The organism is Marinobacter sp. (genome assembly GCF_052094685.1).
Lineage (GTDB): Bacteria > Pseudomonadota > Gammaproteobacteria > Pseudomonadales > Oleiphilaceae > Marinobacter.
The window spans coordinates 45,236-71,573 of the sequence record NZ_JBQDKB010000004.1 but is presented as its reverse complement, the minus strand read 5'-3'; the positions used below and the strand labels follow the sequence as shown (position 1 = coordinate 71,573).

Annotated in this window: 20 protein-coding genes and 1 pseudogene; 18 read left to right on the top strand and 3 right to left on the bottom strand. The window is 53.2% G+C overall.

Translation table 11 applies throughout. From position 1 onward, the window contains the following. Positions 1-125 precede the first annotated feature (125 nt). From ACTH3S_RS01790 to cobA, 16 genes and pseudogenes are all read left to right on the top strand, one after another. Complete coding sequence (locus tag ACTH3S_RS01790) at positions 126-3,230, top strand: FimV/HubP family polar landmark protein (RefSeq protein WP_441807307.1); 3,105 nt, start codon at positions 126-128, stop codon at positions 3,228-3,230. Between the two features lie 106 nt (positions 3,231-3,336). Further along, positions 3,337-4,248: a tRNA pseudouridine(38-40) synthase TruA gene (truA, locus tag ACTH3S_RS01785; RefSeq protein WP_441807306.1), complete on the top strand. Its 912-nt coding sequence runs from the start codon at positions 3,337-3,339 to the stop codon at positions 4,246-4,248. Further along, positions 4,245-4,874 carry a phosphoribosylanthranilate isomerase gene (locus ACTH3S_RS01780; RefSeq protein ID WP_441807305.1) on the top strand — a complete coding sequence of 210 codons (630 nt, stop codon included), beginning with the start codon at positions 4,245-4,247 and terminating at the stop codon, positions 4,872-4,874. The genes truA and ACTH3S_RS01780 overlap by 4 nt, the downstream gene beginning before the upstream one ends. A gap of 4 nt (positions 4,875-4,878) precedes the next feature. Then, positions 4,879-6,075 (top strand): tryptophan synthase subunit beta, encoded by a 1,197-nt coding sequence (trpB, locus tag ACTH3S_RS01775; RefSeq protein WP_441807328.1) that lies wholly within the window; start codon positions 4,879-4,881, stop codon positions 6,073-6,075. Between the two features lie 19 nt (positions 6,076-6,094). Continuing rightward, positions 6,095-6,907, top strand: a complete 813-nt coding sequence (gene trpA, locus ACTH3S_RS01770; RefSeq protein WP_441807304.1) for a tryptophan synthase subunit alpha — start codon at positions 6,095-6,097, stop codon at positions 6,905-6,907. A gap of 45 nt (positions 6,908-6,952) precedes the next feature. After that, positions 6,953-7,879, top strand: a complete 927-nt coding sequence (gene accD, locus ACTH3S_RS01765; RefSeq protein ID WP_441807303.1) for an acetyl-CoA carboxylase, carboxyltransferase subunit beta — start codon at positions 6,953-6,955, stop codon at positions 7,877-7,879. Then, positions 7,860-9,170, top strand: coding sequence for a bifunctional tetrahydrofolate synthase/dihydrofolate synthase (folC, locus tag ACTH3S_RS01760; protein WP_441807302.1), 1,311 nt, complete (start codon positions 7,860-7,862; stop codon positions 9,168-9,170). The genes accD and folC overlap by 20 nt, the downstream gene beginning before the upstream one ends. Before the next feature lie 105 nt (positions 9,171-9,275). Next, complete coding sequence (locus tag ACTH3S_RS01755) at positions 9,276-9,941, top strand: SPOR domain-containing protein (RefSeq protein ID WP_441807301.1); 666 nt, start codon at positions 9,276-9,278, stop codon at positions 9,939-9,941. 91 nt (positions 9,942-10,032) lie between these two features. Next, complete coding sequence (locus tag ACTH3S_RS01750; RefSeq protein WP_441807300.1) at positions 10,033-10,569, top strand: CvpA family protein; 537 nt, start codon at positions 10,033-10,035, stop codon at positions 10,567-10,569. A 34-nt stretch (positions 10,570-10,603) separates the two neighbouring features. After that, a complete protein-coding gene (gene purF, locus ACTH3S_RS01745) occupies positions 10,604-12,130 on the top strand; it encodes an amidophosphoribosyltransferase (RefSeq protein ID WP_441807299.1) in 1,527 nt (508 codons plus the stop codon). Between the two features lie 19 nt (positions 12,131-12,149). Beyond that, positions 12,150-13,385: an O-succinylhomoserine sulfhydrylase gene (locus ACTH3S_RS01740; protein WP_441807298.1), complete on the top strand. Its 1,236-nt coding sequence runs from the start codon at positions 12,150-12,152 to the stop codon at positions 13,383-13,385. A gap of 13 nt (positions 13,386-13,398) precedes the next feature. Then, positions 13,399-15,963 carry a DNA translocase FtsK gene (locus ACTH3S_RS01735; RefSeq protein ID WP_441807297.1) on the top strand — a complete coding sequence of 855 codons (2,565 nt, stop codon included), beginning with the start codon at positions 13,399-13,401 and terminating at the stop codon, positions 15,961-15,963. Positions 15,964-15,975: 12 nt separating this feature from the next. After that, on the top strand, positions 15,976-16,623 hold the full coding sequence (lolA, locus tag ACTH3S_RS01730; protein WP_441807296.1) for an outer membrane lipoprotein chaperone LolA: 648 nt from the start codon (positions 15,976-15,978) through the stop codon (positions 16,621-16,623). Between the two features lies 1 nt (position 16,624). Beyond that, the gene (locus tag ACTH3S_RS01725; protein ID WP_441807295.1) at positions 16,625-17,962 is read left to right on the top strand and encodes a replication-associated recombination protein A; all 1,338 of its coding nucleotides are present in this window, start codon (positions 16,625-16,627) and stop codon (positions 17,960-17,962) included. A gap of 102 nt (positions 17,963-18,064) precedes the next feature. Then, entirely contained in the window at positions 18,065-19,339 is a 1,275-nt protein-coding gene (gene serS, locus ACTH3S_RS01720) for a serine--tRNA ligase (protein WP_441807294.1), read from the top strand. Positions 19,340-19,434: 95 nt separating this feature from the next. Next, positions 19,435-20,193, top strand: a pseudogene (gene cobA, locus ACTH3S_RS01715) (uroporphyrinogen-III C-methyltransferase); the annotation flags it as partial. A 98-nt stretch (positions 20,194-20,291) separates the two neighbouring features. Here cobA and ACTH3S_RS01710 read toward each other — a convergent pair. After that, positions 20,292-21,368: a 3-deoxy-7-phosphoheptulonate synthase gene (locus ACTH3S_RS01710; protein WP_441807293.1), complete on the bottom strand. Its 1,077-nt coding sequence runs from the start codon at positions 21,366-21,368 to the stop codon at positions 20,292-20,294. A 174-nt stretch (positions 21,369-21,542) separates the two neighbouring features. On the opposite strand from ACTH3S_RS01710, the gene ACTH3S_RS01705 reads away from it, so the two are divergent. Together ACTH3S_RS01705 and ACTH3S_RS01700 are read left to right on the top strand one after the other, a co-directional pair. Continuing rightward, positions 21,543-23,366 carry a DUF1631 family protein gene (locus ACTH3S_RS01705; protein WP_441807292.1) on the top strand — a complete coding sequence of 608 codons (1,824 nt, stop codon included), beginning with the start codon at positions 21,543-21,545 and terminating at the stop codon, positions 23,364-23,366. Positions 23,367-23,400: 34 nt separating this feature from the next. Next, positions 23,401-23,814, top strand: a complete 414-nt coding sequence (locus ACTH3S_RS01700; RefSeq protein WP_441807291.1) for a PilZ domain-containing protein — start codon at positions 23,401-23,403, stop codon at positions 23,812-23,814. Between the two features lie 55 nt (positions 23,815-23,869). On the opposite strand, the gene ACTH3S_RS01695 is transcribed toward ACTH3S_RS01700, so the two are convergent. Then, entirely contained in the window at positions 23,870-24,655 is a 786-nt protein-coding gene (locus tag ACTH3S_RS01695; protein WP_441807290.1) for an enoyl-ACP reductase FabI, read from the bottom strand. 66 nt (positions 24,656-24,721) lie between these two features. Beyond that, a complete protein-coding gene (locus ACTH3S_RS01690) occupies positions 24,722-26,338 on the bottom strand; it encodes an ABC transporter ATP-binding protein (protein WP_441807289.1) in 1,617 nt (538 codons plus the stop codon).

Sequence of the window (26,338 nt, the reverse complement as noted above, 5' to 3'; positions counted from 1 at the left end):
CTTGCCGGACTGAAAATTAAAGACGCGACATATTAATCCAGAATTATCCAGACGGAAGTCATCCCACCTCGTCCGATTCTGTTTAGACAACAGTCGCGGATAACGGAGACTGGAAAGGAAAAAGCATGAAGGTACGCAAGCTTGCGGTTGCACTGGCTCTGGCGGGAGGGCTCGGATCCGGCGTCGCTCACGCTCTCGGGTTGGGAGAAATTGAACTACAGTCCTATCTGAATGAGCCAATGGACGCGGAAATTGTTCTGCCACAAAGCCAGGGTATAGATCCTGGTGATGTGTTTGTGAACATAGCTCCAGAAAGGGCTTATCAGCGGCTTGGCCTGGAACGGAACCAATTTCTTGGAAAACTTCGTTTTGACGTAACGACCCGTGCCAATGGCAGTCTGGTGGTGAATGTCTCCTCACGTGAACCACTGAGGGAGCCGTACCTAAACTTTCTACTGGAGTTGACTTGGCCTAATGGTCGGTTGATGCGCGAATATGCTGTTTTGGTAGATCCCCCGGTTTACGCCGAAGATTCCGGCGTTTCAGAGTCAGTGCGTGCGCCATCTAGCGCTCCGGCGGCTCAGTCACAATCAGCTTCTTCCACCCGCAGCACTGAGTCGGTTCGTCGACAGGCCAGGGTAGATCAGTCACGTAGTAGTGGTTATCAATCAGATACGTTCGGGCCTACAGGGCCGTCTGATACTCTCTGGACTATCGCGTCTTCTGTTCGACCGGATAACAGCCTTTCAATGCAGCAAGTCATGTTGGCATTGCAGGATCTGAATCCGGATGCGTTTATTGGCAATAACATCAACCGGCTTAAGCGCGGGCAGGTACTGCGTGTTCCGACTGCAGATCAGATCCGTAGTCGTAGTCGTGCTGAGGCAACCCAGACGGTTGCGCAGCAGAATCAGGAATTTCAACAGCCCAAGCGCACCGTGGATGCCACTGCAGCAGCCCCGCAGCCAAAGAACACGGGCGCTGGGGATACTGCAGCGAGCGGTGATGAGCTCAAGCTCTTGGTTGCCGACAATGAAGGTGGCAGGAACGAGGCTGAGGGTGGTTCTGCCGGTGGTGATGGTCAGTTGGCCGGTGGTGTAGATGCGGGTAAAGCCGTGGCCATGGAAGAGCTAGAAAGCGCTCGCCGCGAAAACGACGAGCTCAACACCCGGGTTGACGATCTTCAGGATCAGGTTAAGACGCTGCAGCGTTTACTTGAACTGAAAAACAACCAGCTTGCAGATGTCCAGCAAGGCGCTGCAGCTAACGATGCCGCAGCCCAAGAAGCGCCAGCGACTGCTGGTAGTGCTGACGCCACGCCGGATCAGAGTGGAACCGTTGCTGGTGCGACTGATCCCGCTGCTGAAGCTAGTCAAACTGCTGAAGTTGGCCAAGCTGACCAAGAAGGTACAGCCAATTCTGAACCGGCTGATGGAGAAGCTGGAAGCCCGGGTGATCCTGCTGAGCAATCGTCCGAGCCGGCTGACCAGGATGCCGAGCAGAGCGTATCCACCGGCCAGTCAGACGTTACACAAGCGGAAGCCGCCGAAGACAACGCCGGGGCAGCTGAGCCTGAAGGCGCAGCACCCGAAGCGCAACCGGTTGCAGGTGCCGAGACATCAGACCAGCCCCCACAAAGCGAGCCTGAGGCACAGCCTCAACCTGTCGCCGAAAAGGGCTTTCCGAGCAACTTAATTGATGCCATTACCGGCAATACGATTTATCAGGTTGCCTTGGGTGGCGGGCTCGTTCTCCTTTTGTTGCTTCTGTTGTTGCTTGCGCGTCGCAATGCAAACCGCGAGAAAGCCTTTTATGAGCAATTGAATAGCGAAACTGAAGGGCCTGATAACGACGCTTTTGATCTGAGCCTCGACGACGATGAACCTGAGCAGGGCGTAGCTGGTGATGCGCTTGAAGAAGCCGACGCCTATATGGCTTATGGTCGCTACGATCAGGCTGGTGAGGTTTTGGAAACCGCTATTTCCCGTGAGCCAAGTCGTACCGATCTCCGACTGAAGCTGCTTGGTGTTTATGCAGATAACCAGGATCGTGACTCATTCGAGAAACAGTTTGGCGAAATTCAGGCTTTAGACGACGAAGATGCAATTGCTCAGGCGAGTGATCTTCGTGCCCGTCTTGAAGAGGCCGAATCAATGCCAAGCATCGATGATCTTGAATCACAGCTCCGCTCAGGATCCTTTAGGGACGAAGCCAGTGTTTCCGACGACTTTGCGCCTGAAAAGTCTGAGCCGGTTGAGAGTGAATTTGGTGCAGACGAAACGAATTTCGGTCTTGATGCGCTAGACGAGACAGATCAACCACCTGAAGACGACAAGGAAGACGACGAGAGCAGTGACGGCCTGATCGAATACGATTTGTCCGGGCTTGAGCTTCCGGATGCCAAAGACGAGGCAGGGGAAGATGCTTTTGAAGAGGAAAGCGATTTCTCCTCATTGGAAATAGATCTGGACGATCCTGAGGTTGAGGAACCGCTTGAGTATTCGCGCGAGACGTCTTTTGAGAATACTGCCGAGAGCACTCTCGAAGATTCGAATGAAGAATCATTTGAAGATGCGTTTGAGTCGCTCGAAGATTCCACTGGATTGGCTTCTAATGACGTACTGGAGTCTCGGTCAGACATTGAAAGCACGGATCTTGATTCTCTTGATGAGTCCTTTTTGGACGAATTGGATGCAGAGCTAGACAAGGTTGCCGGTGAAAATGATGAGTTTGGAGACTCTGACCTGGAGGAGTCTGCTCTTGACGATTTGGAGCTGGATGTATCCGATGAAGATCTAGCCCTTATGGAAGAGTTCTCGGAATCCACGGATCCCTCAGATGTCAGCCTAGAGGACGACGGGTTGTCTTTGGACGATGAGCTGGAGCTTGAAGATAGTCTCAGTGAAGTCGATCTGACAGATGAGAACGACGAGGCAAGCCTGGAGCGGGAGTTCGACGATTTGGAAGATCTGCCAGTTGCCTCTGATGAAGTTCGGGATGAAACTCTGAAGTCACCCGTTGCTGAAATCGATGAAAGCGATCTTGGTGACGATGATGATTTTGATTTCCTCGCGGGAACAGACGAAGCAGCGACCAAGCTTGATCTTGCAAGGGCTTATATCGAGATGGGTGACAGTGACGGCGCTCGTGACATTCTTGAAGAAGTTGCCCTCGAGGGAGATGGGGAGCAGAAAACCGAAGCACAGGATCTGCTTAAAAACCTGTCCTAATCCGTTATAATTGGATTATCGAGTCAGCAAACGCCGGCCGCTGGGGAATATCCTGGCACTAAGCCGGCGTTTTGCTTTTACAGCAACATACTTTTCGGATTCACACGTGTTTCTCTACCCCCAGGAACTCACAACGAATAATGTCATCGGTGGCGGTCGGGTTGCCCTGGCTTTCGAATACGACGGTCGTGAGTTTCATGGCTGGCAGTTACAGAAATCGGGAGTGCGCTCTGTTGAGGCAGAGCTGACCAAGGCCGTATCAAAAGTTGCTGACCATCCGGTCGATCTTGTTTGCGCTGGGCGTACCGATGCTAGGGTGCACGCAAGTTATCAGGTTGCCCATTTTGAGACGCCGTCCATTCGAAGCCTGCGCTCGTGGGTTATGGGCATTAACACCGCTCTACCGTTTGACATTTCTGTGCACTGGGCAGGTAACGGCAGTGATGATTTTCATGCCCGTTTTTCTGCAATCTACCGGCGATATCGCTACGTTATTTACAACAATCCGGTAAGGCCGGGCATTCAACGTGGGCAGGTAAGCTGGACGTTTCGGGAGTTGGATGCAGATCGAATGCATAAAGCAGCTCAAACTCTTGTTGGCGAACATGATTTTTCATCATTTCGTGCGGCCGGGTGTCAATCCCGAACGCCGGTTCGCTTTCTTGAGCAGATACACGTAACCCGAAAAGGCCACTTTGTCGTAATAGATGTGCAGGCTAATGCTTTTTTGCACCACATGGTTCGTAATATTGCTGGGGCTCTGATGGCAGTCGGTACGGGAAAGCAGTCGTTATCCTGGATTCATGACATACTGGCTGCGAAAGATCGTACTCTTGCTGGCGTGACGGCGCCGCCCCATGGTTTGTATCTGGTGGATGTGGGTTATCCGGAAGGCATTCCCATACCAGCCGCTGAGTGCGGCCCTGCTTTTCTGAGGCCTTGGTTCAGCAAAACAGAAAATAGCCCGGTGTATCCAACGTATATTCATCAGAAACAAAAACCGGTACAGGCACCATGAATACGCGCATCAAAATTTGTGGCTTGACCCGTGTTGAGGATGTGAAAGCCGCCGTTACTAAGGGTGCAGACGCCGTGGGCTTTGTGTTTTACGAGCCTAGTCCCCGTTCGGTCACTGTTGGGCAGGCTGAGGTTCTTGCCCGGCATGTCCCAGCGTTTGTATCAGTGGTTGGGCTGTTTGTGAACCCATCGAAAGAGCAGGTTAGGGACGTTCTTGATCGTATTCCCATTGATCTACTTCAGTTCCACGGCGATGAGACCCCAGAGTTTTGCAGCCAGTTTGGCCGGCGCTGGATTAAAGCTGTGAGGGTTCAAAAATCTGAACAAATTGAACAGGCTCTGAGTGATTACCATCTCGCTTCGGGTTTGTTAGTAGATGCCTGGCACCCCAATCAGTATGGAGGCACAGGCAACTCGTTTAACTGGGACTTGATCCCTTCGGAGCGCTCCTTGCCTCTTATATTGGCCGGTGGGTTGTCATCTGCTAACGTTGCCCTTGCTATCGAGAAGGTGAAGCCTTGGGCTGTTGATGTCAGCGGTGGTGTTGAAAAAAGCAAAGGCATCAAAGACATCGAAAAAATTTCTGACTTTATTAGAGAGGCTCACAGTGTCTGTAAAACTAACTGAAGAAATGCTCGCTGCACTGCCGGATGATCGGGGGCATTTTGGTGCCTTTGGCGGACGATTTGTTTCCGAAACGCTGATGGACTCCCTGATGACTCTGGAAAAAGAGTACCTTCGATTAAAGAAGGATCCAGAGTTTCAGGCGACGTTTGATAAAGATCTTGCAGATTATGTTGGTCGCCCCAGCCCGCTGTATTTTGCTGAGCGATTGACTCGCGAAACTGGTGGTGCGCAGATCTGGCTAAAGCGAGAAGACCTTAACCACACGGGCGCTCACAAGGTAAACAACACCATTGGTCAGGCCCTGCTTGCCAGTTTTTTGGGTAAGAAGCGGATCATTGCCGAAACGGGCGCAGGGCAACACGGTGTTGCTACGGCCACCGTGTGTGCCCGACTTGGCCTTGAGTGCCATGTTTTTATGGGCGCGGAAGACGTGCAGCGCCAATCGTTGAACGTATATCGCATGAAGCTTCTTGGGGCTGAGGTGCATGCAGTTGAAAGCGGAAGCCGCACGCTAAAAGATGCCATGAACGAGGCCATGCGTGATTGGGTGAGCAATGTTGATGACACGTTTTACATCATTGGAACCGTCGCAGGGCCACACCCTTATCCGTTGCTTGTTCGTGATTTTCAGTCAGTTATTGGCCGTGAGGCCCGCGAACAGTCACTGAAACAAGCCGGTAAACTACCGGATGCGTTGGTTGCCTGTGTAGGTGGCGGCTCTAACGCCCTTGGCCTTTTTTACCCGTTCCTGACAGACGAATCTGTGCAACTCTACGGCGTGGAAGCCGGCGGATTAGGTATTGAGACCGGAGAACATGCCGCGCCTCTGTGTGCCGGTCGCCCGGGTGTGCTGCACGGCAACCGAACCTATTTGATGGAAGATGAAAACGGCCAGATTTCGAGTACGCACTCTGTGAGCGCCGGCCTGGATTACCCGGGAGTGGGGCCTGAGCACAGCTGGCTGAAGGATATTGGTCGCGCCAATTATGTGTCGGTAACCGACGAAGAGGCGCTCGATGCTTTCCGCATGCTCACCCTGGTTGAAGGTATTATGCCAGCGCTGGAAACCTCCCACGCGGTCGCTTATGCGGTCAAACTTGCAGCTACCATGGGTAAAGACCAGGTGGTTGTCATCAATATATCTGGTCGCGGTGACAAAGACATTCATACCATTGCGCAATTAGATGGTATCGAACTTTGAACAATAGACAGGAGCAGGCATGAGCCGAATTGAAGGGGTTTTAAAAAACCTCAAAGGACAAGGCCGGAAGGCACTTATTCCGTTTATTACCGCCGGTGATCCCCACCCCGACCATACGGTGGGCCTAATGCATAGCATGGTTGATGCAGGTGTAGATATCATTGAGTTGGGCGTGCCGTTTTCTGATCCTATGGCCGATGGCCCGGTGATTCAGTTGGCCTGTGAGAGGGCGCTCACGCACGGTACCTCGTTGCGTCGTGTTTTGGCGATGGTAAGCGAGTTCCGAGAAACCAATAACACAACCCCAGTGGTATTGATGGGCTATCTTAACCCCATTGAAGCCATGGGTTACGAAGCTTTTGCCGATGCGGCCATAACAGCGGGCGTAGATGGTGTTCTTACCGTGGATCTGCCACCGGAAGAGGCCGATGACGTTGCGCCGTTGTTCTCCCAGAGAGGGTTGGACCCTATTTTCTTGCTGGCGCCAACCACCACCGATGAGAGAATTCGTGCAATTGCCGATCACTCTTCGGGATATGTGTACTATGTTTCATTTAACGGCGTGACCGGAGCTGCCAAAATAAACGTGGATGAAGTCGCTGCCAAAGTGGCGCACATTCATGATTTGACGGCTTTGCCTGTGGGTGTTGGCTTTGGTATTCGCGATGCAGAGACAGCCGCAGCGGTGGGACGGGTATCCGATGGTGTAATTGTTGGCAGCGTGTTAGTCGATACAATAGCCAAAAATCAGGCAGACATCGAAGCGCTTAAACGGGCACTGACGGATCTGCTCAACCCGATGCGTGAAGCACTGGACAGCCTGGCTTCCTGACCCGAAAGGTAAGGGTAGGCTGGAATCAAAGGACAGGATAAAACCATGAGTAACTGGCTGGACAAGATAATGCCGGGCAAAATTCGCTCGGAATCCAATCGCAGAACAGGCGTGCCTGAAGGGCTTTGGAAAAAGTGTCCAAAGTGTGGTGCCTTTCTCTACAAGCCGGAGCTGGAGAAAAACCTCGATGTTTGCCCCAAGTGTAATCATCACCTGAGGGTTGATGCCCGCCGTCGTCTCGACATTTTCCTTGATGAAGATGGCCGGGAAGAAATTGGCGAAGATCTTGAACCTTGGGATCGGCTGAAATTTAAGGACACCAAACGCTATAAGGATCGCCTCACCCAAGCTCAGAAGTCCACGGGTGAGAAAGACGCGCTGGTGGCCAAGAAAGGCAAAACCTTAGGCGTTCCGCTGGTGGCTTGTGCGTTCGAGTTCGGGTTTATGGGCGGCTCTATGGGGCAGGTTGTTGGGGAAAAGTTCGTGCAGGCTGCCAATGTGGCGCTAGCAGAGCGTATTCCTCTGGTCTGTTTTTCTGCCAGTGGTGGCGCTCGGATGCAGGAAGCGATACTTTCGCTGATGCAGATGTCTAAAACTGCAGCTGTACTTGAACGCATGAAGCAAGAGGGCATACCCTACATTTCCGTGATGACAGATCCGGTGTTTGGTGGTGTATCTGCCAGTCTTGCGATGCTGGGCGACCTCAACATTGCCGAACCCAATGCCTTGATCGGTTTTGCAGGGCCCCGGGTTATTGAGCAGACGGTTCGTGAAAAATTGCCTGAAGGATTCCAGCGCAGTGAGTTTCTGCTGGAGCACGGCGCGATCGACATGATCCAGCACCGACACCAAATGCGTGAGCGTATTGCCCACGTATTGGCGAAGTTTACCGGCCAGGATTCGCCGGGCACGGACGAACCCATCGAATTTGAAATAACGGAAAAACCAGACGTTGACACTCCCACCGAGTAAGGAAATATCTCAGCCCCCGCAAGCAGCGGGGGCTGGCGCCACTCTTGATGAATGGCTGTCTTGGCTAGAATCGATCCACCCTACGGAAATTGATCTCGGGCTTGACCGGGTTCTTGTGGTGCTGCGCCGGCTGTTCCGACACAAACCAGCAGCGCGGGTGATAACGATCGGTGGCACCAACGGCAAGGGCAGTACGGTTGGCACCCTTGAGACGCTTCTGCAGGCGGCCGGGCGACGCACCGGCGCCTTGACGTCTCCGCATCTTCAGACCTACAACGAACGTATTCGTATTGACGGCAAAGATGTGAACGACGCGACACTTATCTCCGCCTTCGAGAAAGTAGAGGCTGCTCGTGGCTCGGTAACTCTTACCTATTTTGAGTTTGGCACTCTGGCAGCGTTTGTTGCTCTTGCGGAGTCCGGTGTGCAGGACTGGATTCTTGAGGTTGGCCTTGGCGGCCGACTTGATGCGGTTAATGTGATAGATCCCGATCTTGCAATTATTACGTCTGTTGATATCGATCATGTGGCTTTTTTGGGCGACAACCGTGAAGTCATTGGGTTTGAAAAAGCCGGCATACTTCGCCCCGGCATACCGGCCATTGTTGCTGATATGGATCCGCCAAGCTCCGTGCTTCAGCAGGCTGCCGCTCAGAAAGTAGCGTTAGTTAGAGCAGGGCAGGACTACACCATCCGTGAGAGGGTGGCTGCCGGTGGTGAAGTGTCTGTTTCTCTGGAGAGTCAGGGGTGGGTTGTCAGGCTGCCGGCTGGGCCTTTGCCGGTTCAGAGCGTGGCGGCTGCGGTTATGGCTATGCGTACGCTTGAACCGGATATGGAGGTGCCCGCCCTGGAGGCCGCTATAGCGCAGGTAAGTGTACCGGGGCGCTTTGAGCGCCTTGAGCGAGAGCCCGACTTGTATGTCGATGTGGGTCATAATCCACATGCTGCCACCTGGCTTTCTGCACGACTCAAAACCCTGAAGGAAGGTGGCCGGAAAGTTCGCGCAGTGTATGCGGCACTTGGTGATAAGGATGCGAAAGGCGTGGCCACGGCCATGGCTCCGGTAGTTGATCACTGGTACTTGGCAGGGTTGGATGTGCCGCGGGGCTTAAGTTCTGAATCTTTGAAGGTAAAGCTTGAGTCTTGCGCGTTAACGCAGGTAGGCGCTTATGATTCAGTAGCCAATGCCATTGCAGCAGCAAAAATCGATGCGACTAACAATGACATTGTGATTGTTTTTGGTTCATTTTTTACCGTTGCGCAAGCGCGCTCGCTGCTGCTGGAAGCATGAGGTTATCTTGCCTTAAACTTTGTCCATAGCGGGTTGCAGAGCTTTGAGTTATGGCGGGTGGGCAGTTAGTATGACTCAGCAAAAATGAACGGGGAGCCGAGTAACGTGGATGGACTAAAGCAGAGAATAATTGGGGCGCTGGTGCTGATTTCACTGGCCGTTATCTTTGTTCCTATGGTTTTTGATGAGCCTCACTCAGAACGAACCTCCACCTCGATCAATATTCCCGAAGAGCCGCCTTTCCCGGAAGTGGAGGCGCCGGAATCGGATATAGCGCCGACACCCTCATATCAGAAAGATCAAACTGCGAGCTCAGACTCAACTAGTCAGGACTTTCGCATTCTGGAAAATGATGAGCCAGCTGCTCAGCCTGCGCCAGCACAGCCCGGCAATACCACACCTGAAGTTGCAGCGCCGGCGGCCTCTCAGCCAGAACCTCCCCAGCCAGAGCCTTCTCCTTCAGCAGCCCCGGGAAAACCGGAACCCGCGGAGAGCACCGAGCAGGAAAATGCTGAGTTTACTCGGTCTCTTGAGGGCGCCTGGATTGTGCAATTGGGTAGTTTTGGTAATGGCGACAACGCTCGACGCCTCCGGGATAGTGTTCGTGAAAAGGGTTATAGCTCCCATCTTCAGGAAGTCGTTCGTGGTGACAACACCCTTACGCGGGTTTTTAGCGGTCCTTTCGCTGAGAAATCCAAGGCAGAAGCGGCCAAGCGCGCACTGGATGAAGCTTTCAGTCTGAACAGTCTGGTCACTTCCGGCGACAAATAGGGCTTTTAACCTGCTTTATATCACTCTGGCTGTTTGGCGAGCCCGGGTTTCCTGATAGAATTCGCGCTTCCTTTTCTCCACCGGGATTTCCATGGACGCGCTGATCTGGATTGACTGGGTCATCATTGCCCTCATCACAGTTTCCACTCTCATCAGTCTTAAGCGGGGCTTCGTAAAAGAGGCGCTGTCTTTAGTGACTTGGGTGGGCGCGTTCATCCTTGCCCGCACCTTTCACCCTCAGATGCAGGCTTTGCTTGAGAGCACTGTTGAAACGCCGCTTGTGCGACTGATAGCCGCGTTCGCCATTCTCTTTTTTGGAACACTCATTGTCGGCGCAATCATCAACAATATGATCGGGCATCTTGTCCGTGCTACGGGACTCTCAGCGACTGATAGAGTACTGGGCATGGGGTTCGGCCTTCTGCGTGGCATTGTAGTTGTCATTGTTGCGATTGCTTTTATCCGTTACACCCCTCTGGCTCAGGATACCTGGTGGAGGACGTCCGTCATGATAGACCGTCTTGCGGTGGTTGAAGATTGGTCCAGGCGAACATTCGGCGACGAGTTCGCCCGTTTTCTAGAGCCAGATTCTCAAAAGGTCGTGGAACCCACGACCACATCTCGTTAACATTCAGAATTAACACCCGGAGATTACCTTATCCATGTGTGGCATTGTCGGCATCGTCAGTACTTCCAACGTCAATCAAGCGCTTTATGATGCGCTGACTGTACTTCAGCACCGAGGCCAGGATGCGGCGGGCATTGTTACCTTTCAGGATGAGCGCTTTTACCTGCGCAAGGACAATGGTCTGGTTCGTGACGTATTCCATACCCGCCACATGCATCGCTTGGTGGGCAATGTAGGCATCGGTCATGTCCGTTACCCAACAGCAGGAAGTGCCAGTTCTGCAGAGTCCCAGCCTTTTTACGTAAACAGTCCTTACGGTATTACGTTGGCTCATAATGGCAATTTAACCAACGCTGATGAACTGAGCCGGGATTTATTCCGTACCGATCTGCGTCATATCAATACCAACTCAGATTCGGAAGTGCTGCTGAACGTGTTTGCCCACGAACTTCAGAAACTGGGCAAGCTTGATCCTACAAAAGATGAGATTTTTTCAGCCGTTAGCGCCGTTCATCAACGCTGTCGCGGTGCCTACGCAGTTATTGCCATGGTGACAGGGCACGGTATTGTTGGCTTCCGTGACCCCAACGGGATTCGTCCCGTTTGCTATGGTGAGCGCACTGCCGAGTGCGGGCGTAAGGAATACATGATTGCTTCTGAGAGTGTGGCCCTTAGCGCTGCGGGTTATACCTTGGTTAGAGACATTGCCCCAGGGGAAGCCGTTTACATTGAAACTGACGGCACCTTATACACGCAGCAGTGTGCGCCCACCTCACATCTTTACCCCTGTATTTTTGAGCATGTTTATTTTGCCCGGCCAGATTCAATTATGGATGGGGTTTCCGTATACAAAGCTCGGCTGCGCATGGGTGAAACCCTGGCTGATAAAGTGCTGCGGGAACGTCCGGATCACGATATTGATGTGGTTATGCCGATTCCTGATACCAGCCGGACATCCGCCATGCAAATGGCCCATCGGCTAGGCTTGAAATTCCGCGAAGGGTTCATCAAAAACCGCTACATAGGCCGCACCTTCATAATGCCTGGCCAAACCATGCGTAAAAAATCTGTGCGCCAAAAACTGAACCCGATTGATTTGGAGTTCCGGGGTAAAAACGTCATGTTGGTGGACGACTCCATTGTTCGGGGTACCACCTGCAAGGAAATTGTGCAGATGGCGCGGGATGCCGGCGCCCGCAATGTGTACTTCGCATCTGCAGCGCCTCCGGTTCGTTACCCAAACGTATATGGTATTGATATGCCATCGGCCAAAGAGCTGATTGCTCACGAGAGATCCGTTGAGGAAATCCGCGATTTGATCGGAGCCGATTGGCTGCTCTACCAGGATCTTGAGGATTTGGTTACCTGTGTTAGCGATGTGAATGACGGCATAGAAGGCTGGGAGTGCTCGGTGTTTACCGGTGACTATGTAACGGGCGATATTGATGCCGCGTATCTCGAGCGTCTCGATGACGCACGTAATGACATGAAACGGTCTGGGTCGGGAAATGCTGCCTCAACTGAAAATGGCATTATTGATCTCTACAACGACGAAGACTGAGTCATACCAGGAGACGCTCATGACTTTTCACCGCGAAGAAACCATCCAGATTCCCGAATCTGATCTCGACGGTATGTCTCTGGATACTCTGGCGGTGAGGGCAGGGCAGATCCGCACTGGCCAACTTGAGCACAGTGATGCGATTTTCCCCACCTCCAGTTTTGTATACGGCAGTGCGGCTCAGGCAGCGGCACGTTTCGGGGGCGAAGAGGCGGGTAACATCTACTCTCGTTTTACCAATCCCACGGTTCAGGCATTTGAGGGTCGTATTGCTGCCATGGAGGGAGGCGAGCGCGCTGTCGCAACCTCATCGGGCATGGCTGCTATTCTCAGCACGTGTATGGCGCTGCTGAAAAGCGGAGATCATGTGATTTGCTCCCGTGGGGTTTTTGGTACTACCAATGTGCTGTTCCAGAAATACATGGCCAAATTTGGCGTTGAAACAACATTTGTAAGCCTTACGGAAACCAAAGAATGGGCATTGGCCATACGTTCAAGCACCCGTATGCTGTTCATTGAGACACCGTCGAACCCGCTTTGTGAGGTGGCCGATATGGCGGGGTTGGCAAAACTGGCTCACGACAGCGGCGCTTTGTTCGTCGTGGACAACTGTTTCTGCACGCCTGTGCTGCAGCGCCCTCTGGAGCATGGTGCAGATATCGTGATTCACTCTGCAACTAAATACCTGGATGGCCAGGGCCGCTGTGTGGGCGGTGTTGTTGTTGGTCCGCACAAGCACATGGATGAGGTTTATGGTTTCCTGAGGTCTGCAGGGCCCACCATGAGCCCGTTTAATGCTTGGGTCTTCCATAAAGGCTTGGAAACCTTACCAATCCGTATGCGAGCTCACTGCGACAATGCGTTAGAGTTGGCGACGTGGTTGGAGCAGCAACCGGAAGTGGAGCGGGTGTATTACGCAGGGCTTGAAAGCCATCCCCAGCACGTGCTTGCAAAAAAACAGCAGAAAGGCTTTGGTGGGGTGTTGTCGTTTTGCCTCAAGGGCGGTCGTGAAGAAGCCTGGAACTTTATCGATGCAACCCGAATGATATCTATTACGGCAAACCTGGGCGATGTAAAAACTACGATTACCCATCCAGCGACCACAACCCATGGGCGATTGTCTCCAGAAGACAAGTCCAGAGCTGGCATAACTGAAAATTTGATACGTCTCTCGGTGGGCATAGAAGCAGTCGAAGATCTGAAAACAGACTTGTACAGAGGTTTTCAGGTGCTTCAGAACGCAAGTAACACTTAACGTTTGAGCATTCATGGCCGAAACTGCAAAAGCGAAGAAATCAACACAGGAACTGACAGAGAAGCAACTGCGCTTTCGCCGCTTTGCCGCACAGGGTGCGCGCGAAGGTGCGGTGATTGGGCTTATAGCTCTTTGTATTTACCTGACCATGGCTCTTGTGACGTTCAATCCTGCTGACCCGGGTTGGGCCAGCATCGGCCATGAAACCAGCGTGCTTAATTCAGCTGGCCGCTCTGGTGCTTGGCTCGCAAGCCTGCTGAGGGACTTCTTCGGCCATGTCGCTTATCTGTTCCCAATGATGGTGGCGGGCTACGCCATTATGTTAATCCGCCTTCGAAACGATTCTCTGGATTTACACTGGCCATTGTTCCTGATGCGGTTTGGCGGGTTTTTGCTGATTCTGTTGTCCGCTACCAGCCTTCTGTCGCTTTATTCTGTATTTGGTCTAGCCGCCTCATCGGGCGGAGTGCTTGGAACCGCCGTTGCGGATGCCATGGTGCGATTTTTCAACCTTCCGGCAACCACGTTGCTGCTTATAGCCATATTTCTCTTCGCCCTGACGGTTACCGTTGGGCTCTCCTGGTTCTGGCTCATGGATCAGTTGGGCGGGCACACTCTTCGCTTGGGGCAAACACTGAAAAGGTTTGCGACATCTGACAAAACCAAAACAGCCTCGGAGCCCAGCTCTGCACCAGCGCAGAAAACCGATGCTGCAAAGGCTCAGCCCTCTGTTGCCGAACATGAGCAGTCTGGAACACGCTGGTGGCGCAAGATTTCTATGTTTGGTTCGCGAAAGGCAGCCAAACCAAAAGCGCCAATGGGTGAGCGGCTGGAGCCAGGCTTTGAAGGTTTTTCTGCTAGTGAAGAATCGGAGCCCGCGAGACTAGAAAGCTTCAGCTCCCGTGAAGAGACGCCGGCAAAAACCCGAAAGCAACCGCATAGGCAGGACAAGCCAAAAGCTGCGTCGATAGGCGGGCGCTCCCTGAAGATATCGCCGTTTAAGAAGGACGATCAAACACCCCAGGCAAGCAACGGAAAAAGCTCTCAACCGTCTCTGCTTGAAGACATAGAAAGCCCGATTCCACCCATTTCGCTGCTGGATCCGCCAGAAGAGCACAAAGAAAGCGGGTACTCGGAAGAAGCGCTGGAGCACATGTCACGCCTGCTTGAGGAAAAGCTAGGTGATTTCGGCGTATCTGTTGAGGTGGTCGAGGTAAACCCCGGCCCGGTTATTACTCGTTTTGAAATCAAGCCGGCCGCCGGTGTTAAGGTCAGCAAGATTTCCAATCTGGCCAAGGATCTGGCTCGTTCACTGGCGGTGCTCAGTGTCAGGGTTGTGGAAGTTATTCCGGGCAAGTCTGTGGTGGGCATCGAAATTCCAAACGAGAAGCGCGAAATCGTTCGCCTCAGCGAAGTTTTAAGCGCAAGAGTGTTCACCGAATCCAGTTCGGCCCTGACCATGGCTCTGGGCAATGACATAGGCGGCAACCCTATGGTTGCCAACCTGTCAAAAATGCCCCACCTGCTGGTCGCCGGCACCACTGGCTCTGGTAAGTCTGTGGGTGTCAACGCCATGCTGATAAGCATGTTGTTGAAGGCGGGGCCGGACGAAGTCCGCTTCATCATGGTCGACCCGAAAATGCTTGAACTAAGCATTTACGATGGCATTCCGCACTTGCTGACGCCGGTTGTTACCGACATGAAAGATGCCGCCAATGCCTTGCGTTGGTGCGTGGCTGAAATGGAGCGAAGGTATCGCTTGATGGCCAGCTTGGGCGTTCGTAACGTGGCTGGGTACAACCGTAAAGTAAAAGACGCAGCAGAAGCAGGGGAGCCTCTTCTGGATCCCTTATGGAAGCCGGATGAGTATCTGGCAAACGATGAACAGGAACGCCCAGAACTTGAGACGTTGCCGTTTATCGTAGTGGTTATTGACGAATTTGCCGACATGATGATGATTGTCGGGAAAAAAGTGGAAGAATTGATCGCGCGGATTGCCCAGAAGGCGAGGGCGGCCGGCATTCATTTGATTCTCGCCACTCAGCGGCCTTCGGTGGATGTAATCACTGGCCTTATCAAGGCCAACATTCCTACCCGTATGTCGTTCCAAGTGTCGTCCAAAATTGATTCGCGCACGGTGCTGGATCAAGGTGGCGCCGAACAACTTCTTGGTCATGGCGACATGCTCTATTTACCTCCCGGCTCAGGACTCCCAGTACGTGTGCATGGCGCGTTTGTGGATGACGACGAGGTTCATCGGGTGGTAAGCGCCTGGAAAGCCAGAGGCGAGCCTGTTTATGTGGACGGTGTTCTTAACGGTGCAGAAGGTGAAAACTTGCCCGGCGTTCCCACGTTAACGGAAGGCGGGGATAGCGAAGGCGATGCGTTGTTCGACGAGGCAGTAGCCTTTGTAACAGAAGGTCGCCGTGTATCGATTTCCTCCGTTCAGCGAAAATTCAAGATAGGTTATAACCGGGCGGCCAACATTGTTGAGGCCATGGAAGCATCGGGTGTTGTCAGTTCAGCGGGCCACAACGGTGGCCGTGAAGTGTTGGCGCCGCCCCCACCGAGAGATTAGGAGTCGTATCTTATGCAACAGTTTTCCCTAAAGCCTGTATTGGCTGTGGTTGCCGCCCTTTTGTTCAGCAGCTCATTGATGGCCGCCGACAACCAGGATTCGGCGGAAGAATTGGCTACTATGCTAACAAGCTATGAAACCTACCAAGCTGACTTTATTCAAATTGTGGTAAACGACAGCGGCAACAAGGTTCAGGAAACCCGCGGCTCCCTGAAGGCCAAGCGGCCGGGTCTATTTTACTGGGAAACCCGTGCGCCCATGTCGCAGTTTGTCGTCAGTAATGGGAGCAGTGTTGAAGTCTATGATCCAGACTTGGAGCAGGTCACCGTACACAACTTGGACGATCGGGTTCAGACCACGCCTGCACTGCTGCTAAGTGGAGAGGTTGATAACTTGGAGGAAACCTACCGGGTGTCCAGTCGTCAGGTTAACGATGATACCCAGGAATTTACACTGGAACCGAAAAGCGAAGATTCGCTGTTCGTGTCTTTGCGGCTGACGTTCTTCAAGGAGGAGCTTCAGGAGATGCGTATGCAGGATTCTCTTTCACAGCTTAGCGTGTTGAGCTTTGATCACATTCAGCTTAACGACCCCGTCGACGAGAGTGCCTTTGCGCTTGAGTACCCGGAGGACGTTGACGTAATCCGAGACGAAGGCTGAAATGCAGAATAACCTGTTCACAGAGCAGGTCGGGTTCCGGCCTCTAGCGGCGCGTATGCGCCCGGAATCCCTTGAGGACTATGTGGGGCAGATGCACCTCGTAGGGCCGGGGAAGCCGCTCCGTAGAGCCGTGGAGCAGGGGCAACTCCACTCTATGATTCTCTGGGGCCCGCCGGGGGTTGGTAAAACCACTTTTGCAAGACTTTTGGCGAGCGTTGGTGATCTCAGTTTTGAGACGGTTTCTGCGGTTTTAAGTGGCGTTAAGGACATTCGCGCGATTGTTGAGCGAGCGCGCAACCGCAAGCAGTCTCAAGGCCAAGACACGCTATTGTTTGTGGACGAGGTGCACAGGTTCAACAAGAGCCAGCAGGATGCATTTCTGCCACACATTGAAGATGGCACCTTCATTTTTGTCGGTGCTACCACTGAAAACCCCTCCTTCGAACTCAACAGCGCTTTGCTCTCCCGTACCCGTGTGTATGTGCTCAAAAATCTCGAAGAAGCTGATATTCTCCGCATGCTCAGCCGGGCTTTGACGTCAGAGGATGGCTTTAGCGGCCAACTTGCAGTGTCTGACGAGGTGCTGAATGTGATGGCATCGGCATCTGGTGGCGATGCCAGGCGAGCGCTGAACATTCTTGAGATTTCTGCCGATTTGGCGGAGCCAGACAGCGACGGTAAAAACCGAGTTAACCCGGAGCATCTTGAGCAGGTGATGCAAACCAGCTTGCGGCGTTTTGATAAGGGCGGAGACGTTTTTTACGACCAAATCTCAGCCTTGCATAAATCCGTCAGGGGCTCCGATCCAGATGGCTCGCTGTACTGGTTGTGCCGTATGCTTGATGGTGGGTGCGACCCTTTGTACGTCGTTCGCCGTTTGGTGCGCATTGCGAGTGAGGATATTGGCAACGCCGATCCCCGCGCTCTGCAGCTGAGTATGGATGCCTGGTTTGCCCAAGAACGGTTGGGGAGCCCTGAAGGTGAGCTGGCCTTGGCTCAGGCCGTAACGTATCTTGCGCTTGCGCCGAAAAGCGACGCGGTTTACAAGGCGTTCAACCAGTGCATGGCAGATATACGGACGGATCCGGATTACGAGGTTCCCGTGCACTTGCGTAATGCGCCCACAAAGCTGCTGAAAAGCATGGGGCACGGCGATTCCTATCGTTATGCGCACCATGAACCGGATGCATTTGCCGCTGGAGAATCCTACCTGCCCGACGCCATCCACCAGCGCAGGTACTATGAGCCAGTCAACCGTGGTTTAGAGATCAAGCTCTCCGAAAAGCGCCAGCGGCTGGATGCCCTTAATGAACAAAGCCCCAGAAAACGCCATACCTGAGCTCGCTGCAAGGTAGCCCGTCAGCGCTAGCCACCAGCGTTGGCACAGGTATAATGGCGAATTAATTTACATACATCGAAAACCGGAAAATCCAGGATAACCATGCTCGATCCCAAACTCGTCCGTAACCAGACTGAAGAGATCGCCCGACGGCTGGCCATCAAAAACTTCGTTTTTGACATTGCCGCCTTTGAGAAACTTGAAGAGCGCCGCCGAGCCATTCAGGTAAGCACGGAGACCCTTCAGGGCGAGCAGAACAAAAAGTCGAAGTCCATTGGTAAAGCCAAGGCTGCTGGCGAAGACATTCAGCCGTTACTGGACGAAGTGGAGAGCCTGAAATCCCGTAAGTCGGAAGCTGAAGAAGAATTGCGCACCTTGCAAGAAGAGCTCAACAACTTTCTTGCAGGTATTCCCAACCTACCGGACGATAGCGTAACCACGGGTGACAGCGAGGACGACAACGTTGAAGTTCGTACCTGGGGTACGCCTAGATCCTTTGATTTCGAGCCAAAAGATCACGTGGAACTGGGTGATGCCCTTGGTGGACTGGATTTCGAAACTGCCACGCAACTTGCCCACTCACGATTTGCGGTGATGCGAGGGCAGGTGGCGCGCCTGCACCGTGCACTCGCGCAATTTATGCTAAACCTGCACACCGATGAACACGGTTATTCCGAAACCTATGTGCCTTACTTGGTAAATGCGGATGCGCTGTATGGCACCGGCCAACTGCCGAAGTTTGAGGAAGACCTGTTCAAGATGCAGGGAGAGCACCCGCTTTATTTGATCCCAACGGCGGAAGTGCCGGTTACCAACCTGGTTTCAGATACCATTCTTGATGCTGCAGAACTGCCCATGAAAATGGTGTGCCATACGCCTTGTTTCCGTAGTGAGGCTGGATCTTACGGTCGTGACACTCGCGGCATGATTCGCCAGCACCAGTTCGACAAGGTTGAGTTGGTACAGGTGGTTCGCCCTGAAGACTCAGATGCGGCGCTGGAAGCATTGACCGGGCACGCTGAAAAAGTTCTTCAACTGCTTGAGCTTCCGTATCGGGTGGTAGCCCTGTGCGGCGGCGATATGGGCTTTTCTGCTGCAAAAACCTATGACTTCGAAGTCTGGCTACCGGGGCAGAATAAGTTCCGGGAAATCTCGTCCTGCTCTAACACTCGGGATTTTCAGGCTCGCCGTATGTCTGCGCGCTGGCGCAACCCGGAAACAGGCAAGCCAGAGCCGGTACATACCCTGAACGGTTCTGGCCTAGCGGTAGGCCGTGCTTTGGTGGCCGTTATGGAAAACTATCAGCAGGCTGACGGCAGTATTCTTGTACCCGATGTGCTCAAGCCTTACATGGGCGGTATTGAGCGTATTCAATGACAAATAGGGCCCAACAAGTCGTAGGCGCGGGCGTTGGCGTAACACCCGCGCCGGTTCGCTACAGGGCTAACCCGGTTACTTCAAACCCGAACAGCTCCGCGGGAGAGGTGGCGCTTGTGGGGGCCGGCCCAGGCGATCCGGAACTGCTTACACTGAAGGCTTGGCGCCTTATTACGTCGGCAGAGGTGGTGCTTTATGACCGGTTGGTATCACCGGACATTCTTGCACTGATTCCCGAAGCAGCTGAAATGATCCATGTGGGAAAAGAGCGGGCTAACCACGCGTTACCGCAGGATCAGATCAATCAGCGGTTGGTGGATCTGGCGAAAGAAGGTTATAAAGTGGTTCGGCTGAAGGGTGGGGACCCGTTTATATTTGGCCGTGGTGGTGAAGAAATTGAAACTCTGGCTGCGGCTGGCATACGATTTCAGGTAGTGCCGGGCATTACGGCAGCCTCCGGTTGTGCGGCTTATGCGGGTATTCCCTTGACCCACCGTGATTACGCCCAGTCCGTACGGTTTGTAACTGGTCATCTAAAAAACAACACCTGCGATTTGCCCTGGAAGGACTTTGTCCAGAACAACCAAACACTGGTGTTTTATATGGGGCTGGTTGGCTTGCCGATTATCTGCGAGCAATTGGTATCACACGGCATGGCGCCAGACATGCCGGTGGCGTTGATTTCTAAAGGTACAACCCGGGATCAGCAAGTGGTTACCGGTAATTTAGAAACGATTGTGCTACGGGTAAGCGAGGAAAAGGTGCAGGCACCCACGCTCGTTATAGTTGGCCACGTGGTTGCGTTGCGAGATCGGCTGGATTGGGTAGGCGGCCTGCCGATACCGACTGCTTAATATGTGATGTTAGTCATAAACAAAAACGGGGAGCTTTAAGCTCCCCGTTTTTGTTCGTATAATGGCGCTAAGCTCACTACATTTTCCTATGTCAGGATTTAGCCTGCAATACGGCCTGGCAGAACATCCTTAAGCCTGTTACGCATATCGCGAATGGCTTTTTCTGTGGTTTCCCAGTCGATACAGGCATCGGTCACTGATACGCCGTACTTTAGTTCTTCCAGATTTTCGGGAATAGACTGGTTGCCCCAGTTGATGTTGCTTTCAATCATCAGGCTCTGTATAGACGTGTTGCCTTCCTGGATCTGATGGCTAACGTCCTGCATAACCAGCGGCTGAATAGCTGGGTCTTTGCTGGAATTGGCGTGGCTGCAGTCCACCATGATGGACTTGCGCAATCCCGCTTTATCAAGCGCTTGTTCGCAAAGGGTTACGTTGACTGAGTCGTAATTTGGCTTGCCACCGCCTCCTCGCAGAACCACGTGTCCGTATTGGTTGCCCTTGGTGCGGATAATGGCCACTTGGCCTTGTTGATCAATGCCCAGGAAATTGTGGGAATAAGAAACAGACTTCATGGCGTTTACAGCAACATCCAGGCTGCCATCGGTGCCGTTCTTGAAGCCGATCGCCATTGAAAGACCACTGCTCATCTCACGGTGAGTTTGGGATTCCGTGGTCCGGGCACCAATCGCTGACCAAGCAATTGTATCTTGCAGATACTGAGGCGAGATTGGGTCGAGAGCTTCGGTTGCGACCGGCAGCCCGAGCTCGTTGATGTCGAGCAGAAGGCGGCGACCCAAGTGCAGGCCGCGTTCGATATCAAACGTGTCGTTCAGGTGCGGGTCGTTGATCAGGCCTTTCCAGCCAACCGTTGTTCGTGGTTTTTCAAAATACACACGCATAACAATGAGCAAGGTGTCGCTGACTTCATCCGATAGTTTTTTGAGTCGTGCAGCGTAATCCCGTGCCGCCTCAGTATCGTGAATAGAGCAGGGGCCTACGACTAGAAACAAACGATGGTCTTTACCGTCGATAATGTCGTAAATCGCCTGACGGCCATTGGCAACGGTTTGTGCTGCATTGCCGGCGAGCGGCATGTCTTGTTTGAGCGTTTCAGGGGTAATCAGTGCTTCCTGACTCGCCACGTTCAGATTCTCAAGTTTATTGCCGGACATGTTCTGCTGTTTCCCCGATTCTTACCATTGCCGCCCGGCTGTTTTGTTCAATAATCCAGCAGGACTGAAAATTAGCGCGATTGGCGCCGGACCCGGTTGTGGTCAACCCCGGCGAGTTGGTTATACTGCTTTATTTACTGGGCCTTTTCAACGCTTCTTGAGCACGGGGAATGGATGTCACACAGCAGGCCGAAGTCGCACCAAGTGGCCTCACGAAAGGCAGCCGCCAAGAAAATTGACGATGTGCTCGCCGGCATTCGTGTCCCGGACCTGCCTTATCCTGCAGGAAAGCTGGCGCCAGAATCCGTAAGTGACTGGCAGCCTTTATTGTTTTCGTGCTGGACAGAACAACGAGACGAGCGCGTAACTCACGTTCTACGCTCCGTACATCTCAACTGGTCCGTGCGTCAAATCAATGCCGCCTATGTGGCCGATCGCATCATGGACGTATTCCTGAAAACCAGTGGGCTGCACACCGCGCTTGTCAGTCGTATTGCACGGTTGCGGTTTTATCTCGCTTGGCGCATGAACCTTGACGGCCACCAGGCGTTTAGTGACACATTACTTGTTTGGCTCGACAGCTTTCAGGAGTGGCGGGGGTGGAGTAACTCTGGCGGGCGTTCATCCAAGTCTCTGCTTGATCAGTTGGATGCGTTGGTTATCGCAGTTTCTGTAGGTTTTGAATCTGGCACTACCGAGGCTGTCGATGTCTTTTGTGGGCAGTGGCAGGATGATTCTGTAAAGCGTAACGCTCAGACAGGTAAGCTGCGCGAGCGTTTGTTGGCAACCGAACAGGGTGCGGCACGCCAGAGACGAGCAGATCAAACATCACGGGCGCTGATTGGCCGTGCTCTGCAGGGGCGAAAGTTGCCACAGCCGGTACTCCATTTTATCTTTGATCGCTGGCAAGGGTTGCTGAAACAAGCTGTATGGGACGCTGGTGTTAACGGTGAGACCTGCCGGCACGGCAACAAGCTGCTTGAATGGCTGGTTTGGGTGGGCGACCCATCGCTGTCTGATAAGGACCGAGACCGGTTATATCATGTGGGTGAGCATCTAGGTGACCGGCTTGTGGAGGTGTGGAACCGCGTATTTGATCGTCCGCTTACGCCCAATGCACTGGCCGGAATCGGCACCGTTATGATGTCAAGATTGCGTGGAGAGACCCCCGAACTGGTTGATGCCCTATCGAAAACTGACAACTTTCCATGGAACCCGGTCTGGCTTGGTTTTGAAGCGATACCGCTGGAGGCGTTCGAGCCTTTTGAGGGCCGATGGTTTGTTGAGGGTGAAGGCGCGGCCGAGCAGCGTCGGTACTTTTTCGCCCTACTTGAAGAGACCGCTGAAATCCTTTGGACAAACGGCGGTGGGGTGAAACTTGGCCTTCAGCCCTGGCAAGAGTTCTGTCAGGCACATAGTGGTGGAGGCATTCGTCCTCTGCCGGCTCAGACACCGTTTGGTGAGGTGCTTGAGGACACCGTAGAGTTGTTGGCGGGAGCATGTGAAAAACAGCGTAAACAGCGCGAGCAAGCGGCTGAAGCAGCTAGAGCTCGTGCAGATGCTCTGCGAAGAGAGAGAGAGGCGGTAGAATTGAAGCGCCAGGAGCAAGAAGCTGCGCGAAAAGCAGACTTGGAGCGCCAGCGTAAGGACGCAGAAGAAAAGCGGTTGGCTAACGAACAAGCCGAACATGAACGTGTGTATAGAGAAAAAACACTACTGGCACAAAAGCATGTGGCCGAAATCAGTCTTGGTGGATGGGTTTTGGTGGATGCCGACCGGCCGGAGAAAGAAGCCAGCAGGCTCAAGTTGGCCGTTCGCACGAACGCGTCCCGTAAGCTGATATTTGTCGATAAGTTGGGGCTCAATCGCCGTGAATTCCTTGACGATGAACTGGTGCTGGGCATTGTTGAGGGCAAAATTCGTGTATTGGGTGGTGCGGCTGAATTTGATGACACGCTAAGCCAAGTGGTAGGCCGGATTCGTGGCGGACGAAGCTGATGGGTCAGTTAACAAAAAGAAGCCAGGACGAGCAATGAAAGAGACTGATTATACGTTTGGAACACTGGATGGGGCGACTACTGGGCCAGACAATCGCATGCAGTACCGTTTGACAGCTCGTGCACGGGTAACTCTGGAGCTAGAAGCCAGTTTCCCCGGAGGTGAGCACGTGCCATGCACACCGGGGCGTGAGATGGTTTGCGAGATTCGTGATATTTCTACAAATGGGCTAAATCTGATCTCCAGTGAGCCGCTTTCTCCCGGTGCTCTGTATCCAGCTACTGTTTCATTAAGCGCTCAGGCAGAACCCTTTTTCCTTACGTTAGAGGTGGTCTGGTGCTGTGCTGATGAGCCAGATTACTTGGCGGGGGTTCGGATAATCGAATCCGATCAGACAGCGTATGTAGAGTGGGTAGAAGCTGTCGCAAATGCTATGGCAGCGCCTTAGCTAGCAAAAAGCCAGCGTGTAGCTGGCTTTTTGCATGAAACGTAACTCGAGCTGCTTATTCTTCGAGTTCGCCCATGCCGGTAATGTTGAACCCGGCATCCACGTACATAATTTCACCGGTAATACCGCTGGCCATATCGGAAGTCAGGAAGGCTGCGGCGTTGCCCACTTCATCTGTGGTCACATTCCGACGTAGCGGAGCGCGCCTGGCGTTTTCGGAGAGCATCTTGCGGAAGCTTTTGATGCCAGAAGCCGCCAGTGTCCTGATTGGCCCTGCAGAAATACCGTTCACACGGATACCATCACGGCCCAGGCTTGCTGCCATGTAGCGCACGTTGGATTCCAGCGACGCTTTGGCGAGGCCCATCACGTTGTAGTTCTGAAGCACTTTCTCAGCGCCCAAGTAGCTCAACGTGAGCAGGGAGCTGCCTTCGTGCATCATGGAGCGTGCGCCCTTGGCCAGGGCAACAAAGCTGTAGGAGCTGATATCGTGGGCAATTCTGAAGCCTTCACGAGTTGTTGCATCCACGTAGTTGCCGTCTAGTTCATGCCCGGGCGCAAAGCCAACAGCGTGAACGATGATGTCGATGTTGTCCCAGTGCTTGCCCAGCTCTTTAAAAACATTCTCGATTTCTTCATCGCTGGCTACGTCGCAAGGGAAGGTCAATTCGCTACCCCATCCTGCGGCGAATTTTTCTACTCTAGGCTGAAGCTTTTCATTCTGGTAGGTGAAGGCTAATTCCGCGCCTTCGCGGGCAAAGGCGTCCGCAATGCCGTATGCAATAGACAGTTTGCTGGCTACGCCAACAATCAGCGCTTTCTTGCCACTGAGTAATCCCATGGGTGATTCTCCCTGTGTTCCTGATTTTGGTGCATTATCCCCGAAGTATCCCGGCAGGCGTAACGCTCAAATAGTCGTAGTGATAGTGACATCTTTCTGATGATAGAAAAACGCCGCGTGAAGTAACTCTTGTGTGTACTGTTCGGCCGGCGCCCGGAAAATGTCACCAGCATCTCCGTATTCCACAATATCTCCCTGCCGGAGCACCAATAACTGATGACTGAGTGCCCGAACAACGGCCAGATCGTGGCTGATAAAGATATAGCTTAGACCATAGCGCGCCTGAATATCCTGAAGTAGTTCTATGACCTGTTTCTGAACCGTGCGATCCAATGCCGATGTGGGCTCATCCAGAATCATAAGGTCTGGCTGCAGAACCAGGGCCCGGGCAATGGCAATGCGTTGACGCTGCCCTCCAGAAAACTCGTGCGGGTAGCGGTGCCTTGCCTCAGGATCCAGGCCCACATCGCGCAGTGCAGTTATCACTTTCTGATCATGGTGTTCGTGGTTTTCAGAATCATGAATTTCCAAGCCTTCCCGAACGATTTCAGCAACGGACATGCGTGGGCTTAGGCTGCCAAATGGATCCTGAAAAACAATCTGAACCCTGCGCCGCCAAGGTCGAAATGCGTTTTGGTCTAGTCCCGCCAGTTCCTGCCCATCTAACTCTATACTGCCAGTGCTGGCGGTTAATTTTACAAGGGCGTGGCCTATAGTGGTTTTCCCGCTACCACTTTCACCCACAATGCCAAGAGTTTGGCCGCGATTGAGGCTGAAGCTGACACGTTTAACCGCATGGAAATAATCTTTCACTTTGCCGAACAGCCCTTTGCGGACAGTAAATCGTACATCCAGGTTACTTACATTCAGCATAGGTTTGTCACCTATGGCCTGAGCTAGGGGCGCCTCGGGCGGCTCAGCGTTTAGAAGCTTGCGGGTGTAAGCGTGGTTGGGCGATGCAAACAAGGCTGACGTTTCCTGCTCTTCAATCAGTTTACCATGCTCCATAACCGCCACCCGGTTGGCGTAGCGGCGCACGATCGTGAGATCGTGAGTAATCAGCAAAATAGCCATGCCAAGCTTCTGCTGCAAATCTTGCAGTAATTCCAGTACCTGTTTCTGAACCGTTACGTCTAGAGCCGTGGTTGGCTCGTCAGCGATCAATAAATCTGGCTCGTTGGCCAAAGCCATGGCAATCATCACCCGCTGTTTCTGACCGCCGGAAAGCTGGTGAGGGTAGGAGCCGAGGCGACTTTCTGGGGTCTCGATGCCCACCAGCTGCAGCAGCTCCAAGCAGCGTTTTTTGGCTTGAGGGCCGCGCATGCCTTTGTGAAGCTCAAGGGTTTCGCTGATCTGCTTCTCCACGCTATGCAGTGGGTTCAGGGACGTCATGGGTTCCTGGAAAATCATGCTGATCTCCCGCCCGCGAACCTGGCGCATCCGTTTTACCGATGCCTGAAGCAGATCTTCGTCCCGGTAACGGATTTCGCCGCTCGGGTAGCTCGCATGCCGCTCATCCAGCAACCGCAGAATAGATAAGGCAGTGACAGATTTACCGGAACCGCTTTCGCCAACCAAGGCCAGAGTCTCACCCGGTTGCAGACTGAGTGATAGAGAGTCCACTGCCTTTTGGCCCTGATTAAAGCAGATTGAGAGATTGGTTATCTCTAATAACTCGTTCAT